A 15,326-nucleotide genomic window follows, 5' to 3' on the forward strand; every position below is an offset into this window, starting at 1 on the left:
CGGGGAGGATCACTCGTCCTTCGCTCCCTGGCGGATACGCAGGGCCCGGCTCAGGTCGTCGAGTTCGTCGACGAGTCTGCGGCGCATGGCAGGGGTGAGGTCGGCCTCCTGGAGGCACTGTTCGCCGCGGCGCACGGTGGTGGCGTCGATGGCGAAGCGGGGGAAGGCGTGGCGGCCGGCGGCGATGGCGATGGCGGAGCCGCGGCGGGCAGCGACGGCGGGGGCCTCGGCCCAGTAGCGGTCGACGTACTGGGTGAGGATGTCGCTCTGCTCGGGTTGCCAGAAGCCCTGAGCGGTGGCGGTGAACAGGTAGTTGGAGAGGCCGTCGGTGGTGAACATGGCGTCCCACGCGCGGCGTTTGGCGTCGGGGTCGGGGAGGGCGGCGCGGCAGCGGGCGGCGCCTTCCTGGCCGGTGGCGCTGGGGTCGTGCTCGAGTTCGGTGGTGATGGCGTCGTCGTCGACGGCGCCGAGGACGGCGAGCCGGTGGAGGACGCGCCAGCGCAGCTCGGGGTCCAGTTCGGGTCCGCCGGGCACGGTGCCGTCGGCGAGCCAGGCGGCGATGGTGTCGGGGTGGGCGGCGGCGTCGATGAGGTGTCGTACGGCGATCAGGCGCAGGCCGGGCCGGGTGCCGTCCTCGGTACGGCGGACGAGGTCGCGGCACAGGTCGGTGAGGGTGCTCTGGGCCGCGGGGCGCTGGTCGGGGTCGATGAGTCGGTCGGTGATCTGGGCGGCGAAGGTGAGCACGCCGTCGACCAGGGCGAGGTCGCGTTCGTGCGGGAGATGGGCACGGGCCGTCAGGAGATAGGCGTCGGCGGGGTGGTGGCCGTCGCGGACGGCGTCGCGCAGCGCGTTCCAGACGACGGCGCGGGTCAGGGGCTCGGGCAGGCTGGAGAGGCTGTCCTGGACGACCCGGTAGGAGGTGGGGTCGAGGCGGATCTTCGCGTAGGTGAGGTCGCCGTCGTTGAGGACGACCAGGGCGGGAGGCTTGGTGAGGGTGTGGGGTGTGTCCTGGGGGATGTCCAGGTGGAGGCGTTCGCGCGCGACGAGGCGCCGGCCGTCGGCCGGGTCGGTGGTGTGGTCGTAGAGCCCGACGGCGATGCGATGGGGGCGACTGCCGTCGCGGTCGACGGTGAGGGTGGTGGTGTGGCCGTCGGTGGTGGTGAGTCGGGGGGTGAGGGTGTCGACGCCCGTGGTGCGCAGCCAGGTGTCGGCCCAGGCGTGGACGTCGCGGTCGGTGGCCGCGGCGAGGGAGTCGATGAAGTCGGCGAGGGTCGCGTTGCCGAAGCGGTGGCGGGTGAAGTGGAGGTTGATGCCCGCCAGGAAGTCCTTCTCGCCGATCCAGCTGACGAGCTGGCGCAGCGCGGAGGCGCCCTTGGCGTAGGAGATGCCGTCGAAGTTGAGGAGGGCGGAGGCGGTGTCGGGGACGTCGTCGGGGGCGACGGGGTGGGTGGAGGGGCGCTGGTCGGCGTCGTATCCCCAGGCCTTGCGGGCGATGCCGAAGTCGGTCCAGGTGTCGGTGAAGCGGGTGGCCTCGGTGAGGGTCTGGTAGCCCATGTACTCGGCGAAGGACTCGTTGAGCCAGATGTCGTCCCACCAGCGGAGGGTGACGAGGTCGCCGAACCACATGTGGGCCATCTCGTGGGCGATGACCATGGCGCGGGTCTGGCGCTCGGTGTCGGTGACGGCGGAGCGGTGGACGAACTCGTCCCGGAAGGTGACGAGGCCGGGGTTCTCCATGGCTCCCGCGTTGAACTCGGGCACGAACGCCTGGTCGTAGGAGTCGAAGGGGTAGGGCTCCTCGAACTTCTGGTGGTAGCGGTCGAAGCACTGGCGGGTGATCTCGAAGAGTTCGTCCGCGTCGGCGGAGAGGTGGGGAGCGAGGGAGCGGCGGCAGTGGATGCCGAAGGGCAGCCCGCGGTGTTCGGTGCGCAGGGAGTGCCAGGGGCCGGCGGCGACGGCGACGAGGTAGGTCGAGATGAGGGGCGTGGTGGCGGCGCGCCAGGTGCCGTCGCCGTGCTCGGTGGTGATCCCGTTGGCCAGGACGCTCCAGCCTTCGGGCGCGGTGACGGTGAGGTCGAAGGCGGCCTTGAGATCGGGTTGGTCGAAAGCCGCGAACACGCGTTGGACGTCGTCCAGGAAGAGCTGGGTGTAGACGTAGGTCTCGCCGTCGAGGGGGTCGGTGAAGCGGTGCATGCCTTCACCGGTGTGGGAGTAGCGCATGACGGCGTCGATACGCAGTTCGTGGTCGCCGGGGGTGAGGGCCGGCAGGGGGAGCCGGTTCCCGGCGAGGGTGTGCGGGTCGAGGGGGTGTCCGTCGAGGGTGGCGGTGCGCAGCTCGGCGGGCTTGAGTTCGACGAAGGTGTCCGTGGCGGCCTGGCCTTCGCGCACGGTGAAGCGGATGCGGGTGCGGGAGTCGAAGGTGTCCTCGCCACGGGTCAGGTCGAGGGCGATGTCGTAGTGCTGGACATCGAGGAGCCGGGCGCGGGTCTGCGCTTCGTCGCGCGTCAGTACGGACATGAGGGACATGCTGCCTGATGCCACCGACAGGACACAGGGGTGGTCCGGGGACCTGTGGACGAACGGCGGGCCGGCCGGCCCCGGTCAGGGGCGGGCCGGCCGGTCGCCAGGGGTCATTCTCCGGGGTTCGCGCTGGTGGGTGTGGTGTCCTCGGCGATGCGCTCGTGGTGGCGGATGACCTCGGCGATGATGAAGTTGAGGAGCTTCTCGGCGAAGGCGGGGTCGAGTTTGGCGTTCTCGGCGAGCCTGCGCAGCCGGTCGATCTGGTCGGCCTCGCGCGCCGGGTCGGCGGGCGGGAGCTGGTGTGCGGCCTTGAGGTGGCCGACCTGCTGAGTGCATTTGAAGCGTTCGGCGAGCATGTGGACGACAGCGGCGTCGATGTTGTCGATGCTGTCGCGCAGTCGGGCGAGTTCGGCACGGACGGCCGGGTCTTCGTCTCCCGCGGCGGTGTGTCGGGTGGTCATGGCGGTCCACCCTACGGGGCGTGCCGGTGCCTGACGGCCGGCGTCCGGAGTGCGGATCGGTCCACGGGGCGCCGGTCGGGGTGATGGGGTAGGTCGTGCCCGGCCGTTGTCGGTGCGGGCGCTTACAGTGGAGGAGGTGGCGGCGTCTTCAGGGGGTGCGGACGTGGCGGACGGCGGGCCGGTGGAGCATGGCTTTCCGCATCTGGACACGGTGCGGGCGGCGATCACGGCGTTGTACAAGCGGCTGTCGTACGACACCGTCCAGGTGTTCGCGGCGAGTGTGCTGCCCGCCGACGTGGCGTTCTGCGATCAGGACGATCTGCATCTGGGTGCGCAGCGGGTGGCGCGGGAGCTGGTGCGGCATTTCCGGCTGCCGGACGCGCGGATGGTGGTCGGCTTCCGTGAGATGACGTTCGCGGCGAACGTCGAACTCACCTCGGGTCCGGAGTACTTCATCGAGCTGAACGACCGGTTCCGCACGCACCGCAGGGACATCGGCGCGGCCCTGGCGCACGAGGTGATGCATGTGTATCTGCATCGTCTGGGCCTGTCGTTCCCCGGGACGCGGGACAACGAGATCCTCACGGACACGGCGACGGCGTACCTGGGTGCGGGGTGGCTGCTGCTGGACGCGTTCCGGGAGGACGGGGTGTCGTCGCAGAAGCTGGGCTACCTGACGCCGGAGGAGTTCGGTTACGTCGTCGCGAAGCGTGCGCTGGTGTTCGGTGAGGACCCCGAGATCTGGTTCACCAGCCCGCAGGCGTGCACGGCCTATGCGAAGGGGAGGGATCTGGCTCGCCGTGACGGGCAGCAGCCGCCCCTGACGGCGGCGGGCTGGGCGGGTCGCCACCGCTACGCCAGGGACCGCCGCCATGCGCGGGAGCCTGGGGGTCAGGGTGCGCCGGGTGCGCCCGGGGGCGTCGCGTACTCGTTCACGTCGCCCGGTTCGGGGCCGCTGCATGTCGTGTTCCCGTGTCCGACGTGCCATCAGCGGATCAGGGTGCCGGTGCGGGGCCGGGTGCGGGCGCGCTGCGGACTGTGCCGGACGGTGCTGGAGTGCGACACCTGAGAGGTGACGGGGAACACGGTGAATGTCTTTGCCCGTGCGCCGTGGCGCGGGTGAGGGTCGGGACATGAGCACGCACGAGTCGCCGGAGCTGTTCACGGCGGTGTACGAAGGGGATGACGATGCGGTCGTACGACTGCTGCGCTCCGGGGTGAGCGCGGAGTCGGCCGACCCGGAGGGCCAGACGGCCCTGTACGCGGCGGCGGTGGGGGACGCGACGGGCGTGGTGCGGCTGCTGCTGGCGGCGGGCGCGGATCCGGACCGTCTCAGCGCGGGTGCCGACGCCCCGTTGTGCGGGGCGGCCTGCGGGGGCCATGTGGAGGTCGTGCGGGCGTTGCTGTCGGCCGGGGCGACGCCGGACCTGGCGGAGGAGTACGGGTTCCGGGCGTTGACGTGGGCGGTGCGGCGGGGGTGCACGGAGGTGGTCCGGGTCCTGCTGGCGGCGGGCGCGGATCCGAACCTGCCCGGGCCCGAGGGTGAGCCACCGCTGGTGGCGGCTGCCCGGCGTGGCTCGCCCGGCTGCGTCGAGGCGCTGGTGGCACACGGGGCGCGGGGGCGGGAGCAGGCGCTCGCGACGGCGCGGCGCTGGACGGGGCTGGATGTCGCGGCGGAGCTCCGCGCGGGACTCGAGGCCGCCTACGGTCCGGGGCACGAGTATGTGACACGCCGCTGGGAGGAGGAGCCGGGCACGGTGACCGTGGAGGTGTCGCTGCTGCGGGACGGGCGGCCGGCGGCGGGGAACGACCAGCAGACGGGGCATGCCGCGATCGTGGCTCTGCTGGCGGCGGGGGACGGCGTGGAAGCGGGCCGGTAGGCGGCGGGACGGGGAAGCCGACCGGTAGGCGGGGGCGGGTGGAGGAAGGGGCCCGAGCGCGGTCGGCGTGTGCGCCGGGGGCGTGCCGAGCCGGTCTCCCCGGGTGCGTGGCGGTCGCATCGACCGTCGTGGGGGCCGGGTTGACCGACGTTCAGGCGCGACGGTGCTCACCGCGCCCCGTACACCGTCCCCGGAAGCTCCGCCTCGGCCACGAGCCTTCGGGCCGTCTCCCCCGCCTCGGCCGGTGTCCACCGTGCTCCCTTGTCCGCCGTCGGGCCCGGACGCCAGCCCTCCATGACCGTGATGCGGCCGCCCGCCGCCTCGAACACCCGGCCGGTGACGGTGTCGGCGGCGGAGCCGAGCCAGACGACGAGGGGTGAGACGTTCTCGGGGGCCATCGCGTCGAACCCGGAGTCGGGGGCCGCCATCGACTCGGCGAACGTGTGCTCGGTCATGCGGGTGCGTGCGGCGGGGGCCACGGCGTTGACCTGGACGCCGTAGCGCCCGAGTTCCGCCGCCGCGACCAGCGTCAGGGCGACGATCCCGGCTTTCGCCGCGCTGTAGTTGCCCTGCCCGACCGAACCGAGCAGTCCGGCTCCGCTGCTGGTGTTGACGATCCTGGCGCTCGGGACGCGTCCCGCCCTCGCCTCGGCCCGCCAGTGCGCCGCCGCGTGCTTGAGCGGCAGGAAGTGCCCGGTGAGGTGGACGCGCAGCACGGCGTCCCAGTCGTCCGCGTCGAGGTTGACCAGCATCCGGTCGCGCAGGAATCCCGCGTTGTTGACGAGGGTGTCCAGGCGGCCGTACGCCGTGAGGGCGGTGGCCACGAGAGACGCGGCTCCCTCGCTGGTGGCGATGTCGCCCGCGTGGTCGGTCGCCTCGCCGCCCGCCGCACGGATCTCCTCGACGACCCGTGCGGCCGGGCTGTCCACGCCCGACGCGCCGTCGAGGCCGACTCCGAGGTCGTTGACGACGACCTTGGCGCCCTCGGCGGCGAACGCCAGGGCGTGGGCGCGGCCGAGGCCACGGCCCGCTCCGGTGACGATCACGACCCGGCCTTCAGCGACACCCGTCACGTGAATTCACCCTCTCCGGTCTTGTTCGCGGTCCTTGTTGACGGTCGCCGCGTCGAGGAACGCCGGGCGTTCGCCTCCTCCGTGGACGAGGAGGCTGGCGCCGGTGATGTACGCGGCGGCGTCCGAGGCGAGGAAGACGGCGGCCCGGCCGATGTCGGAGGGCTCGGCCAGCCGTCCGAGCGGGACGGTGCGGGAGACGGCGGCGACGCCGTCCTGACCGCCGTAGTGCAGAAGGGACAGTTCGGTGCGGACCATGCCCGCGACCAACGTGTTGACGCGTACCTCGGGTGCCCACTCCACGGCCATGGAGCGGGCCAGGTTCTCCAGTCCCGCCTTGGCCGCGCCGTAGGCGGCGGTGCCGGGTGAGGGGCGGCCGCCGCTGACGCTGCCGATCATGACGACCGCCCCTTCGGCCCGCTTGAGGTGGTCGTACGCGGCGAGGGACACGGTCAGGGGGGCGATGAGGTTGAGGTGGACGACGCGGGCGTGGCGTTCGGGTGCCGCGGCGGCCAGGGGGCGGTAGGGGGAGCCGCCCGCGTTGTTGACCAGGACGTCCAGGCCTGGGAGTCCGCCGAAGAAGTCCTGTACGGCAGGGGGGTCGCACACGTCGAGTCGGGCGAACTCGGCTCCCGGGATCGGGTTCTCGGGGGGCCGCCGGGCGCACACGACGACGTGGGCGCCGGCTTCGGCGAAGGCGCGGGCGATCCCGGCGCCGACGCCGCGGGTTCCTCCGGTGATGACGGCGGTCCGGCCGCGAAGATCCTGGGCGGTCCCGTCGCGCGAGTTTTCCACAGGCTCTCCCGTCGGGATGCGGCGGCTGCTAGCTTCGAATCACACCTAACAAACGTTTGGTGGAAAGGTAGCTGATGTGCCCATGGGTGTCTCCACCTCGTGCCCGGAAAAAGGGATCGCGGTCGTCACGGTCGACTTCCCGCCGGTGAACGCGCTGCCGGTCAGCGGCTGGTACGACCTCGCCGACGCCCTCAGGTCGGCGGGCCGCGACTCCGGGATCCGCTGTGTCGTCCTAGCCGCCCGGGGGCGCGGTTTCAACGCGGGTGTGGACATCAAGGAGATACAGAAGGAGGGCGGCAGGGCGCTGGCCGGGGCGAACCGCGGCTGCTTCGAGGCGTTCGCCGCGGTGTACGAGTGCGAGGTCCCGGTGGTGGCGGCCGTGCGGGGCTTCTGCCTGGGCGGCGGGATAGGGCTGGTCGGCAACGCGGACGCGATCGTGGCGAGCGAGGACGCCGTCTTCGGGCTGCCGGAGCTGGACCGCGGCGCCCTGGGCGCGGCCACGCATCTGGCGCGGCTCGTGCCCGCGCAGTTGATGCGCACGCTCTACTACACCTCGCGCACGGTGACGGCGGCCGAGTTGCACGCACACGGCTCGGTGTGGCGGGTCGTGCCGAGGGAGGGCCTGACGGCGGCGGCGCTGGAGCTGGCCGGGGAGATCGCGGCCAAGGACGGCGAGCTGTTGCGGCTCGCCAAAGCCGCGATCAACGGGATCGATCCGGTCGATGTGCGACGCAGCTACCGGTTCGAGCAGGGGTTCACCTTCGAGGCGCATGTCACGGGCGTGGCGGACCGCGTCCGGAACACCTTCGGAACGGCGGGAGGGAAAGGGGAGCGGGTCGGGGGGCCCGGCGAGGCGGAGGAACCGAAGGGGTCGCGGACGTCCGGGAAGGAGGACGCATGACGGACAAGACGATGACGGCGGACGAGGCCGTCGCACGACTGGAGAGCGGCATGACCGTCGGTATCGGGGGCTGGGGTTCGCGGCGCAAACCGATGGCCCTGGTGCGGGCACTGCTGCGCTCCCCCGTCACCGATCTCACGGTGGTGTCGTACGGCGGCCCGGATGTCGGGATGCTCGCGGCGGCTGGGCGGATCCGCAGGCTCGTGGCGGCGTTCGTGACGCTGGACACGGTGCCGCTCGAACCGCACTACCGGGCGGCCCGGGAGAGCGGCGCGTTCGAGCTGGTGGAGGTGGACGAGGCGATGTTCATGTGGGGGCTGCGCGCCGCGGCGAACCGACTGCCCTTCATGCCGGTGCGGGCGGGTGTGGGATCCGATGTGATGCGGGTCAACCCCGGTCTGCGGACCGTCGCTTCGCCCTACGCCTCGGACGGGTGGCCCTTCACCGCGGGCGGAGCGAGCGGCGGGGACGGGGAAGAAGGGCAAGGGAGCGAGGGCGCCGACGGGTCCGGTGCGCGTGAGGAGTTCGTCGCGATGCCCGCGCTGCGGATGGACGCGGCCCTGGTGCACGTCAATCGTGCGGACCGGCTGGGCAACGGCCAGTATCTGGGTCCGGACCCGTACTTCGACGATCTGTTCTGCGAGGCGGCGGACGCGGCGTTCCTGTCCTGTGAACGGATCGTGGACACGGCGGAGCTCGTGAAGGAGGCGGCGCCGCAGACCCTGCTGATCAAACGGCACACGGTGACCGGTGTGGTGGAGGCCGCCGGCGGTGCGCACTTCACGTCCTGCGCCCCCGATCAAGGCCGCGACGAGGCCTTCCAGAAGCACTACGCGACCACCCCCTGGCCGACGTTCGCCGCGCGGTTCCTCGGCGGCGACGAGCACGACTACCGGGCGGCCGTCCGGGCCTGGCACGAGGAGGGCTCATGAGCGCCGCGACCCGGGCCGAGTACTGCGTGATCGCCTGTGCCGAAGCGTGGCGGGGCGCGGGCGAGATCCTCGCGAGCCCGATGGGAACGGTGCCGTCCATCGGGGCACGGCTCGCGCGGCACACGTTCTCACCGGATCTGCTGCTCACCGACGGCGAGGCGATGCTCGTGGGGGTGGACGGCACGGTGGAGGGCTGGCTGCCCTACCGCCAGCATCTGGCGCTGGTCACCGGCGGCCGGCGGCACGTGATGATGGGCGCGAGCCAGATCGACCGCTTCGGCAATCAGAACATCTCCTGCGTCGGCGCGTGGGAGCTGCCCCGGCGGCAGCTGCTCGGAGTGCGCGGCGCTCCGGTCAACACGCTCAACAATCCGACGAGTTACTGGATACCCAGGCATGCGCGCCGGGTGTTCGTGGAGCGGGTCGACATGGTGTGCGGGGTGGGCTACGACCGGGTGGCCCCGCTCGCGGCCACCGCGCGCTTCCACCGGATCCCGCGGGTGGTGTCCGACCTCGGGGTCTTCGACTTCGCCACCGCCGACCACTCGATGAGGCTGGCCTCGCTGCACCCGGGGGTGACGGTCGAGGAGGTGCGGGAGGCGACGGGCTTCGAGCTGACCGTCCCCCGGGAGGTGCCGCACACCCGTGAACCCACGGTCGAGGAAATGCGGTTGATACGCGAGGTACTCGATCCGCAGGGGACGCGGGAGCGCGAGGTGCCCGATCCGGTGCGTGCGAGGCGCGGGGAAGGTGGCCGCTGATGGAGACGGCGCTGACCCGGCTCGTCGGTGTGCGTCATCCCCTCGTGCAGACGGGCATGGGGTGGGTCGCGGGCCCGCGCCTGGTCTCCGCGGCGGCGAACGCGGGCGCGCTGGGCATCCTGGCCTCGGCGACCATGACGCCCGCCCGGTTGCGCGCGGCGATACGGGAGGTGCGGTCGCGGACCAGCGCTCCGTTCGGGGTGAATCTGCGCGCGGACGCCGGGGACGCGGACGAGCGGGTGCGGATCATCGTGGAGGAGGAGGTGCGGGTGGCGTCCTTCGCGCTGGCGCCGTCGAAGGAACTGATAGGCCGCCTCCGGGACGCGGGTGTGGTCGTCATACCGTCCGTCGGTGCGCGCCGGCACGCCGAGAAGGTGGCCGACTGGGGGGCGGACGCGGTGATCGTGCAGGGTGGCGAGGGAGGAGGGCATACCGGGGAGGTGGCGACGAGCGTGCTGTTGCCGCAGGTGGTGGACGCGGTGGACATACCGGTGGTGGCGGCGGGCGGCTTCCACGACGGCCGCGGCCTGGTCGCGGCACTGGCGTACGGCGCGGCCGGCATGGCGATGGGCACCCGGTTCCTGCTCACCTCGGACTCCACCGTTCCGGACGCGGTGAAGGCCAGATACCTGGCGGCGACCGTCAAGGACGTCACCGTGACGACGGCGGTGGACGGTCTGCCGCACCGGATGCTGCGCACCGCGCTGGTCGAGTCCCTGGAGCGGGCGGGGCGGGGGCGGGCCCTGCTCCGGGCGGTGCGCAGCGCGGCCGGATTCCGCAGGCTGTCGGGCCTGACCTGGTCCCGGATGGTGCGGGACGGTCTCGCGATGCGGCACGGCAAGGGCATGACGTGGAGCCAGACGCTGCTCGCGGCGAACACGCCGATGCTGCTGAAGTCGGCGATGGTGGACGGGCGTACGGATCTGGGGGTGATGGCCGCCGGGCAGGTCGCCGGTGTCATCGAGGACCTTCCGTCGTGCGCGGAGCTGGTCGAGAGGGTGATGGCCGAGGCCCGGGAGGTCCTGGGCACGCTGCCGGACCTCGGCGGCCGCGCCACCGGTTGACCCACGCGGTCGCCCACCCGACGGGGGCGACGGTTCGGGCGAGGTCACGGCAGCCTGGTGGCCCGGCCGCCGGGCCGGTGGGGGGCAGCAACCCGGGGCGACGGCGGCGAGCAGGTCGCGTCCGGGTGCGGGTGCGGGGTCAGAGGCGTTCGATGATGGTCACGTTGGCCTGGCCGCCTCCCTCGCACATGGTCTGGAGGCCGAAACGCCCGCCGGTGCGCTCCAGTTCGTGCAGCAGGGTGGTCATCAGACGGGCGCCGGTCGCACCCAGGGGGTGGCCGAGGGCGATGGCGCCGCCGTTGACGTTGACCCTGTCCGGGTCCGCGCCGGTCTCCTTGAGCCAGGCGAGGACGACCGGGGCGAAGGCCTCGTTGATCTCGACGAGGTCGATGTCGTCCAGGGTGAGGCCGGTCTTCTTCAGCGCGTGCGCCGTCGCCGGTATGGGAGCCGAGAGCATGCGGATCGGGTCCTCGCCGCGCGCGGACAGGTGGTGGACGCGGGCGCGCGGGGTCAGGCCGTGTTCGTGGACGGCGCGTTCCGAGGCGAGCAGCAGGGCCGCCGCGCCGTCGGAGACCTGGGAGGAGCAGGCGGCGGTGACGGTGCCACCGTCCAGCACCGGTCTCAGCGCGGCCATCTTCTCCAGGGAGGTGTCCCTGCGCGGGCCTTCGTCCGTGGTGACCCCGGCACAGGGGACGGTCTCGCGTGCGAAGCGCCCGGTGTCGATCGCGTGCAGGGCGCGGCGGTGGGAGCGGAGTGCGAACTCCTCCTGGTCGCGGCGGCTGATGCCCCACTTCGCGGCGATGAGTTCGGCGCCGTGGAACTGGTTGACGGGCTGGTCGCCGTAGCGTGCGCACCAGCCCTCGCTGCCCGCGAACGGCCCCTGGGTCAGTCCCAGCGGTTCGGCGGCCTGGCGGGAGGCGAAGGCGATCGGGATCTGCGTCATGTTCTGGACGCCGCCCGCGACCACGAGGTCCTGGGTGCCGGACAGCACCGCCTGCGCGGCGAAGTGGACGGCCTGCTGGGAGGAGCCGCACTGGCGGTCGACCGTGACGCCCGGGACCTCCTCGGGCAGTCCGGCCGCGAGCCAGCAGGTGCGGGCGATGTCACCGGCCTGGGGCCCGACCGTGTCCAGGCAGCCGAAGACGACGTCCTCCACCGCGGCGGGGTCCACGCCCGAGCGTTCGATCAGGGCGCGCAGCACGTGCGCACCGAGGTCGGCCGGATGGACCGTGCCGAGTCCGCCCCGGCGCCGCCCGACGGGTGTGCGGACCGCTTGCACCACATATGCCTCGGCCATGGCCGGCTCCTTCGCTCGGAAAGGGCGTTCACATCGGGCTACTCGCGTACGGCGATCCCGTCGAGGACCATCGACAGGTACTGGCGGGCGATCTCCTCCGGGCTGTGCTGTCCGCCGGGCCGGTACCAGGAGGCGGCGACCCACACGGTGTCGCGCACGAACCGGTAGGTGAGGCGGATGTCGAGGTCGGCGCGGAAGACGTGGGCGGCGACTCCGCGTTCGAGGGTGGACAGCCAGGCCTTCTCGAATCTGCGCTGCGAGTCGGCGAGGAAGGTGAACCGGTCCTGGGCCACCAGGTGCCGGGACTCCTTCTGGTAGATCGCGACGGCCGCGCGGTGCCGGTCGATCTCGCGGAAGGACTCGGTGACCAGCGCCTCCAGGGTCTCGCGCGGGCCGAGTCCGGCGTCGAGGACGGTGTCGTAGCCGTCCCAGAGTTCGTCGAGGAAGGTGCGCAGGATCTCCTCCAGCATCGATTCCTTGGAGTCGAAGTGGTAGTAGAGGCTGCCCGCGAGCATTCCGGCGTGGTCCGCGATCTTGCGTACGGTGGTCGCGTTGTAGCCCTGTTCGGCGAACACCTCGGCGGCGGTGTCCAGGAGTTCGCGGCGACGGGCGGGCGCGGCGGTCACCGGGGGCTTCTTCTTGGTCGGCACGGTCCCATTGTGGTCCCGGCAGGCGGGCGCATCGCGGCCGCCTAGGGGTGCTGGCTGCTGACGGCGACGACCTCGCCGGTCATGTAGGAGGAGTATCCGGAGGCCAGGAACACGATCACGTTGGCCACCTCCCAGGGTTCGGCGTGGCGGCCGAAGGCCTCGCGGGCGGTCAGCTCCTCCAGCAGTTCGGGGGTGGTCACCTTGGCGAGGTGGGGGTGCAGGGCGAGGCTCGGGGAGACCGCGTTGACGCGCACCCCGTACGCGGCGGCCTCGATCGCGGCGCACCGGGTCAGGGCCATGACGCCCGCTTTGGCGGCGGCGTAGTGCGCCTGTCCGGCCTGGGCGCGCCAGCCGATCACCGACGCGTTGTTGACGATCACACCGCCGCCGGTCTCCTTCATCGAGCGCAGCGCGGCGCGCAGGCAGCGGAAGGTGCCGCTCAGGGTGACGTCGAGGACGGTGGACCACTGCTCGTCGGTCATGTCGGTGAGGGGGGCGGTGCCACCGAGGCCCGCGTTGTTGACGACGATGTCGAGTCGGCCGTGGGTGCGGTGGGCCGTCTCGAAGAGGGCCCGCACCTGGGTCTCGTCGGTGACGTCGCAGGGGGTGGCGGTCACGGCGCCGGGGAACTCCCGGGCCAGTTCGGCCTCGTGCTCCTTCAGGCGGCGCGTGTGGGCGTCACTGATCAGCACCTGCGCGCCTTCCTCCAGGAAGCGGCGGGCCGTCGCTCCCCCGATCCCGGCACCCGCCGCCGCGGTGATGACGGCTGTGCGGCCCCTCAGCAGCCCATGGCCCGGTGTGTACGACGGACTCTCGACGCCTGTCATGGCCTCACGCTAACCTACCAAACACTTGTTAGGGAAGGATGGTGACCGTGGACCTCGCCCACTCCCCCGCCGACGAGGCCTTGCGCGCCGAGGCCCGGTCCTGGCTCGCGGAGCACGTGCCCGCGGTGCCGCTGCCGTCCCTGGAGACCGAGCGCGGGTTCGCCGCCCATCGCGCCTGGGAGGCCGAACTCGCGGCGGACCGCTGGTCGGTGGTGTCCTGGCCGGCCGCGTACGGGGGGCGGGACGCGGGGCTGACGGGGTGGCTGGTCTTCGAGGAGGAGTACTACGCGGCGGGGGCCCCGGGCCGCGTGGGGCAGAACGGGGTCGGTCTGCTGGCGCCGACGCTGTTCGAGCACGGGACGCCGGAGCAGCGGGCCCGGGTGCTGCCGCCGATGGCCCGTGGCGAGGTGGTGTGGGCGCAGGCGTGGTCGGAGCCCGAGGCGGGTTCCGACCTCGCGTCGCTGCGCTCCAGGGCGGTGCGCGCGGCGGGGGGTTGGCGCGTGAGCGGGCAGAAGGCCTGGTCGTCGCGGGCGACGTTCGCCGACCGGGCGTTCGGTCTCTTCCGCAGCGATCCGGACACTCCCCGGCCGCATCAGGGCCTCACCTATCTGATGTTCGACCTGCGGGCCCCCGGGGTGACGGTCCGTCCGGTCGGCCGTCTCGACGGCAAGCCGGCCTTCGCCGAGCTGTTCCTGGACGACGTGTTCGTGCCCGACGAGGACGTGATCGGCGAGCCCGGCCAGGGCTGGCGGGTGGCCATGGCCACGACGGGCAACGAGCGCGGACTCACCCTGCGCTCCCCCGGCCGCTACCGGGCCGCCGCCGACCGGCTGCTGCGGTTGTGGCGGGAGCGCGGCTGCCCCGCGTCGGCGCGGGAGGGGGTGGCCGACGCCCTGATCGGCGCCCGCGCCTACGAGTTGTTCACCTACGCGGGCGCCTCCCGCGTCCTTGAGGGCGAGGCGATGGGGCCCGAGGCCAGCCTGAACAAGGTGTTCTGGTCGGAGTACGACATCGCGCTGCACGAGACGGCGCTCGACCTGCTGGGCGAGGACGGCGAGTGGGCGGACGGCGAGTGGGGGCAGGGCTATGTGTTCTCCCTGGCGGGTCCCGTCTACGCCGGTACGAACGAGATCCAGCGCGACATCATCGCCGAGCGGCTGCTCGGCCTGCCGAAGGGGCGCCGCTGATGCGTTTCCTGCTCGACGAGGAACAGCGTGCCTTCGCGCGCTCGCTGGACGCGATGCTGACCTCGGCGGCGACACCGTCGGTCGTCAGGGCGTGGAGTGCGGGCGAACACGGCGCGGGACGCAGGCTGTGGGCGCGGATCGCGGAGGCCGGGGTGTTCGCGCTGGCGGTGCCCGAGGCCTACGAGGGCCTGGGCCCGCTGCCGGTGGAGCTGGCCGCGGCCTTCGTGGAGCTGGGGCGGCACGCGGTGCCGGGTCCGCTGGTGGAGACGGTGCTGGCGGCCGTCCTGCTGTCGAAGGCCGCGGCTGGTTCCACCGGCAGCGGCCCCGAGCAGGCCGCGCGGCTGCTGCCACAGCTGGCCTCCGGCAAGGTCATGGCCACGGTGGGCGCGCCGTACGCGCTGGACGGGGACGCGGCCGACGCCGTGCTGGCGCTCGACGGGTGCCGGATGCGGCTGGCGCCGGGCTGCCGCCCCGTGACGCGGGCTTCGCTGGACCCGGCCCGACGGCTCGCCACGCCGCTGCCGGGCGGTGAACCCGTGCCGGGGGTTCCCGGCGCGGACGCGTTCGCCTGGGCGCGTCTCGCGACCGCCGCCCAGGCCTTCGGGGTCGGGCTGACGCTGCTCGACCGGACCGTGGCGTACGCGGGGCAGCGACAGCAGTTCGGGGTGCCCATCGGCTCGTTCCAGGCGGTCAAGCACCGGCTCGCCGACGCGCGGATCGCGCTGGAGTTCGCGCGGCCCCTGCTGTTCGGGGCGGCCGTGACCATGGACCCGGTGGACGTCGCCGCCGCCAAGGTCGCGGCCTGCGAGGCGGCCTACGGGACGGCGCGGACGGCGCTGCAGGTGCACGGCGCGATCGGGTACACCGCGGAGTACGACCTGTCGCTGTGGCTGACGAAGGCCCGGGCGCTGCGCTCGGCGTGGGGCACCCCGCGGGAGTGCCGGGACACCGTCCTCGATCTGGCTCGCCCCCGCCCCTGAG

Annotated in this window: 15 protein-coding genes; 8 read left to right on the forward strand and 7 right to left on the reverse strand. The window is 72.7% G+C overall.

The window, feature by feature from the left end; all coding sequences use genetic code 11:
• Positions 1–9 precede the first annotated feature (9 nt).
• Together pepN and AB0C59_RS25560 are read right to left on the reverse strand one after the other, a co-directional pair.
• Positions 10–2,526, reverse strand: a complete 2,517-nt coding sequence (gene pepN, locus AB0C59_RS25555; protein ID WP_363008421.1) for an aminopeptidase N — start codon at positions 2,524–2,526, stop codon at positions 10–12.
• 104 nt (positions 2,527–2,630) lie between these two features.
• On the reverse strand, positions 2,631–2,981 hold the full coding sequence (locus tag AB0C59_RS25560) for a chorismate mutase (RefSeq protein WP_363008423.1): 351 nt from the start codon (positions 2,979–2,981) through the stop codon (positions 2,631–2,633).
• A gap of 163 nt (positions 2,982–3,144) precedes the next feature.
• On the opposite strand from AB0C59_RS25560, the gene AB0C59_RS25565 reads away from it, so the two are divergent.
• Both AB0C59_RS25565 and AB0C59_RS25570 read left to right on the forward strand, forming a co-directional pair.
• Positions 3,145–4,050, forward strand: a complete 906-nt coding sequence (locus AB0C59_RS25565) for a hypothetical protein (protein WP_363008481.1) — start codon at positions 3,145–3,147, stop codon at positions 4,048–4,050.
• Between the two features lie 64 nt (positions 4,051–4,114).
• Positions 4,115–4,861, forward strand: a complete 747-nt coding sequence (locus AB0C59_RS25570) for an ankyrin repeat domain-containing protein (RefSeq protein ID WP_363008425.1) — start codon at positions 4,115–4,117, stop codon at positions 4,859–4,861.
• A gap of 167 nt (positions 4,862–5,028) precedes the next feature.
• Here the strand turns inward: AB0C59_RS25570 and AB0C59_RS25575 are convergent, their stop codons facing one another.
• Positions 5,029–5,934, reverse strand: a complete 906-nt coding sequence (locus AB0C59_RS25575) for an SDR family oxidoreductase (RefSeq protein WP_363008427.1) — start codon at positions 5,932–5,934, stop codon at positions 5,029–5,031.
• 6 nt (positions 5,935–5,940) lie between these two features.
• Entirely contained in the window at positions 5,941–6,726 is a 786-nt protein-coding gene (locus AB0C59_RS25580; RefSeq protein WP_363008429.1) for an SDR family oxidoreductase, read from the reverse strand.
• 82 nt (positions 6,727–6,808) lie between these two features.
• On the opposite strand from AB0C59_RS25580, the gene AB0C59_RS25585 reads away from it, so the two are divergent.
• The 4 genes from AB0C59_RS25585 to AB0C59_RS25600 are packed head-to-tail and all read left to right on the forward strand — an operon-like array spanning position 6,809 to position 10,384.
• Positions 6,809–7,627, forward strand: a complete 819-nt coding sequence (locus AB0C59_RS25585; protein WP_363008431.1) for an enoyl-CoA hydratase family protein — start codon at positions 6,809–6,811, stop codon at positions 7,625–7,627.
• Positions 7,624–8,559 carry a CoA-transferase gene (locus AB0C59_RS25590; RefSeq protein WP_363008433.1) on the forward strand — a complete coding sequence of 312 codons (936 nt, stop codon included), beginning with the start codon at positions 7,624–7,626 and terminating at the stop codon, positions 8,557–8,559. The genes AB0C59_RS25585 and AB0C59_RS25590 overlap by 4 nt, the downstream gene beginning before the upstream one ends.
• The gene (locus tag AB0C59_RS25595) at positions 8,556–9,320 is read left to right on the forward strand and encodes a CoA-transferase (protein WP_363008435.1); all 765 of its coding nucleotides are present in this window, start codon (positions 8,556–8,558) and stop codon (positions 9,318–9,320) included. Before AB0C59_RS25590 ends, AB0C59_RS25595 begins: the two co-directional genes overlap by 4 nt.
• Positions 9,320–10,384 (forward strand): nitronate monooxygenase, encoded by a 1,065-nt coding sequence (locus AB0C59_RS25600; RefSeq protein ID WP_363008437.1) that lies wholly within the window; start codon positions 9,320–9,322, stop codon positions 10,382–10,384. The genes AB0C59_RS25595 and AB0C59_RS25600 overlap by 1 nt, the downstream gene beginning before the upstream one ends.
• 139 nt (positions 10,385–10,523) lie before the next feature.
• Here the strand turns inward: AB0C59_RS25600 and AB0C59_RS25605 are convergent, their stop codons facing one another.
• Genes AB0C59_RS25605 through AB0C59_RS25615 form a run of 3 tightly spaced genes read right to left on the reverse strand, consistent with a single transcriptional unit; the run spans position 10,524 to position 13,158 of the window.
• Positions 10,524–11,681 carry an acetyl-CoA C-acetyltransferase gene (locus tag AB0C59_RS25605; RefSeq protein ID WP_363008439.1) on the reverse strand — a complete coding sequence of 386 codons (1,158 nt, stop codon included), beginning with the start codon at positions 11,679–11,681 and terminating at the stop codon, positions 10,524–10,526.
• Between the two features lie 38 nt (positions 11,682–11,719).
• Entirely contained in the window at positions 11,720–12,331 is a 612-nt protein-coding gene (locus AB0C59_RS25610) for a TetR/AcrR family transcriptional regulator (RefSeq protein WP_363008441.1), read from the reverse strand.
• 41 nt (positions 12,332–12,372) lie between these two features.
• Positions 12,373–13,158, reverse strand: coding sequence for an SDR family oxidoreductase (locus AB0C59_RS25615; RefSeq protein ID WP_363008443.1), 786 nt, complete (start codon positions 13,156–13,158; stop codon positions 12,373–12,375).
• Positions 13,159–13,205: 47 nt separating this feature from the next.
• On the opposite strand from AB0C59_RS25615, the gene AB0C59_RS25620 reads away from it, so the two are divergent.
• Positions 13,206–14,345 carry an acyl-CoA dehydrogenase family protein gene (locus AB0C59_RS25620; protein WP_363008444.1) on the forward strand — a complete coding sequence of 380 codons (1,140 nt, stop codon included), beginning with the start codon at positions 13,206–13,208 and terminating at the stop codon, positions 14,343–14,345.
• On the forward strand, positions 14,345–15,325 hold the full coding sequence (locus tag AB0C59_RS25625; protein WP_363008446.1) for an acyl-CoA dehydrogenase family protein: 981 nt from the start codon (positions 14,345–14,347) through the stop codon (positions 15,323–15,325). The genes AB0C59_RS25620 and AB0C59_RS25625 overlap by 1 nt, the downstream gene beginning before the upstream one ends.
• The last annotated feature ends 1 nt before the right edge of the window (position 15,326 follow it).

The organism is Streptomyces sp. NPDC048664, from assembly GCF_040650555.1.
Classification (GTDB): Bacteria; Actinomycetota; Actinomycetes; order Streptomycetales; family Streptomycetaceae; genus Streptomyces.

What these genes read in the sequence shown, in the direction of transcription:
- pepN (WP_363008421.1), bottom strand. Translation starts at nt 2,526, where the DNA reads ATGTCCCTCATGTCCGTACTGACGCGCGACGAAGCGCAGACCCGCGCC.
- AB0C59_RS25560 (WP_363008423.1), bottom strand. Translation starts at nt 2,981, where the DNA reads ATGACCACCCGACACACCGCCGCGGGAGACGAAGACCCGGCCGTCCGT.
- AB0C59_RS25570 (WP_363008425.1), top strand. Translation starts at nt 4,115, where the DNA reads ATGAGCACGCACGAGTCGCCGGAGCTGTTCACGGCGGTGTACGAAGGG.
- AB0C59_RS25585 (WP_363008431.1), top strand. Translation starts at nt 6,809, where the DNA reads ATGGGTGTCTCCACCTCGTGCCCGGAAAAAGGGATCGCGGTCGTCACG.
- AB0C59_RS25590 (WP_363008433.1), top strand. Translation starts at nt 7,624, where the DNA reads ATGACGGACAAGACGATGACGGCGGACGAGGCCGTCGCACGACTGGAG.
- AB0C59_RS25595 (WP_363008435.1), top strand. Translation starts at nt 8,556, where the DNA reads ATGAGCGCCGCGACCCGGGCCGAGTACTGCGTGATCGCCTGTGCCGAA.
- AB0C59_RS25600 (WP_363008437.1), top strand. Translation starts at nt 9,320, where the DNA reads ATGGAGACGGCGCTGACCCGGCTCGTCGGTGTGCGTCATCCCCTCGTG.
- AB0C59_RS25605 (WP_363008439.1), bottom strand. Translation starts at nt 11,681, where the DNA reads ATGGCCGAGGCATATGTGGTGCAAGCGGTCCGCACACCCGTCGGGCGG.
- AB0C59_RS25615 (WP_363008443.1), bottom strand. Translation starts at nt 13,158, where the DNA reads ATGACAGGCGTCGAGAGTCCGTCGTACACACCGGGCCATGGGCTGCTG.
- AB0C59_RS25625 (WP_363008446.1), top strand. Translation starts at nt 14,345, where the DNA reads ATGCGTTTCCTGCTCGACGAGGAACAGCGTGCCTTCGCGCGCTCGCTG.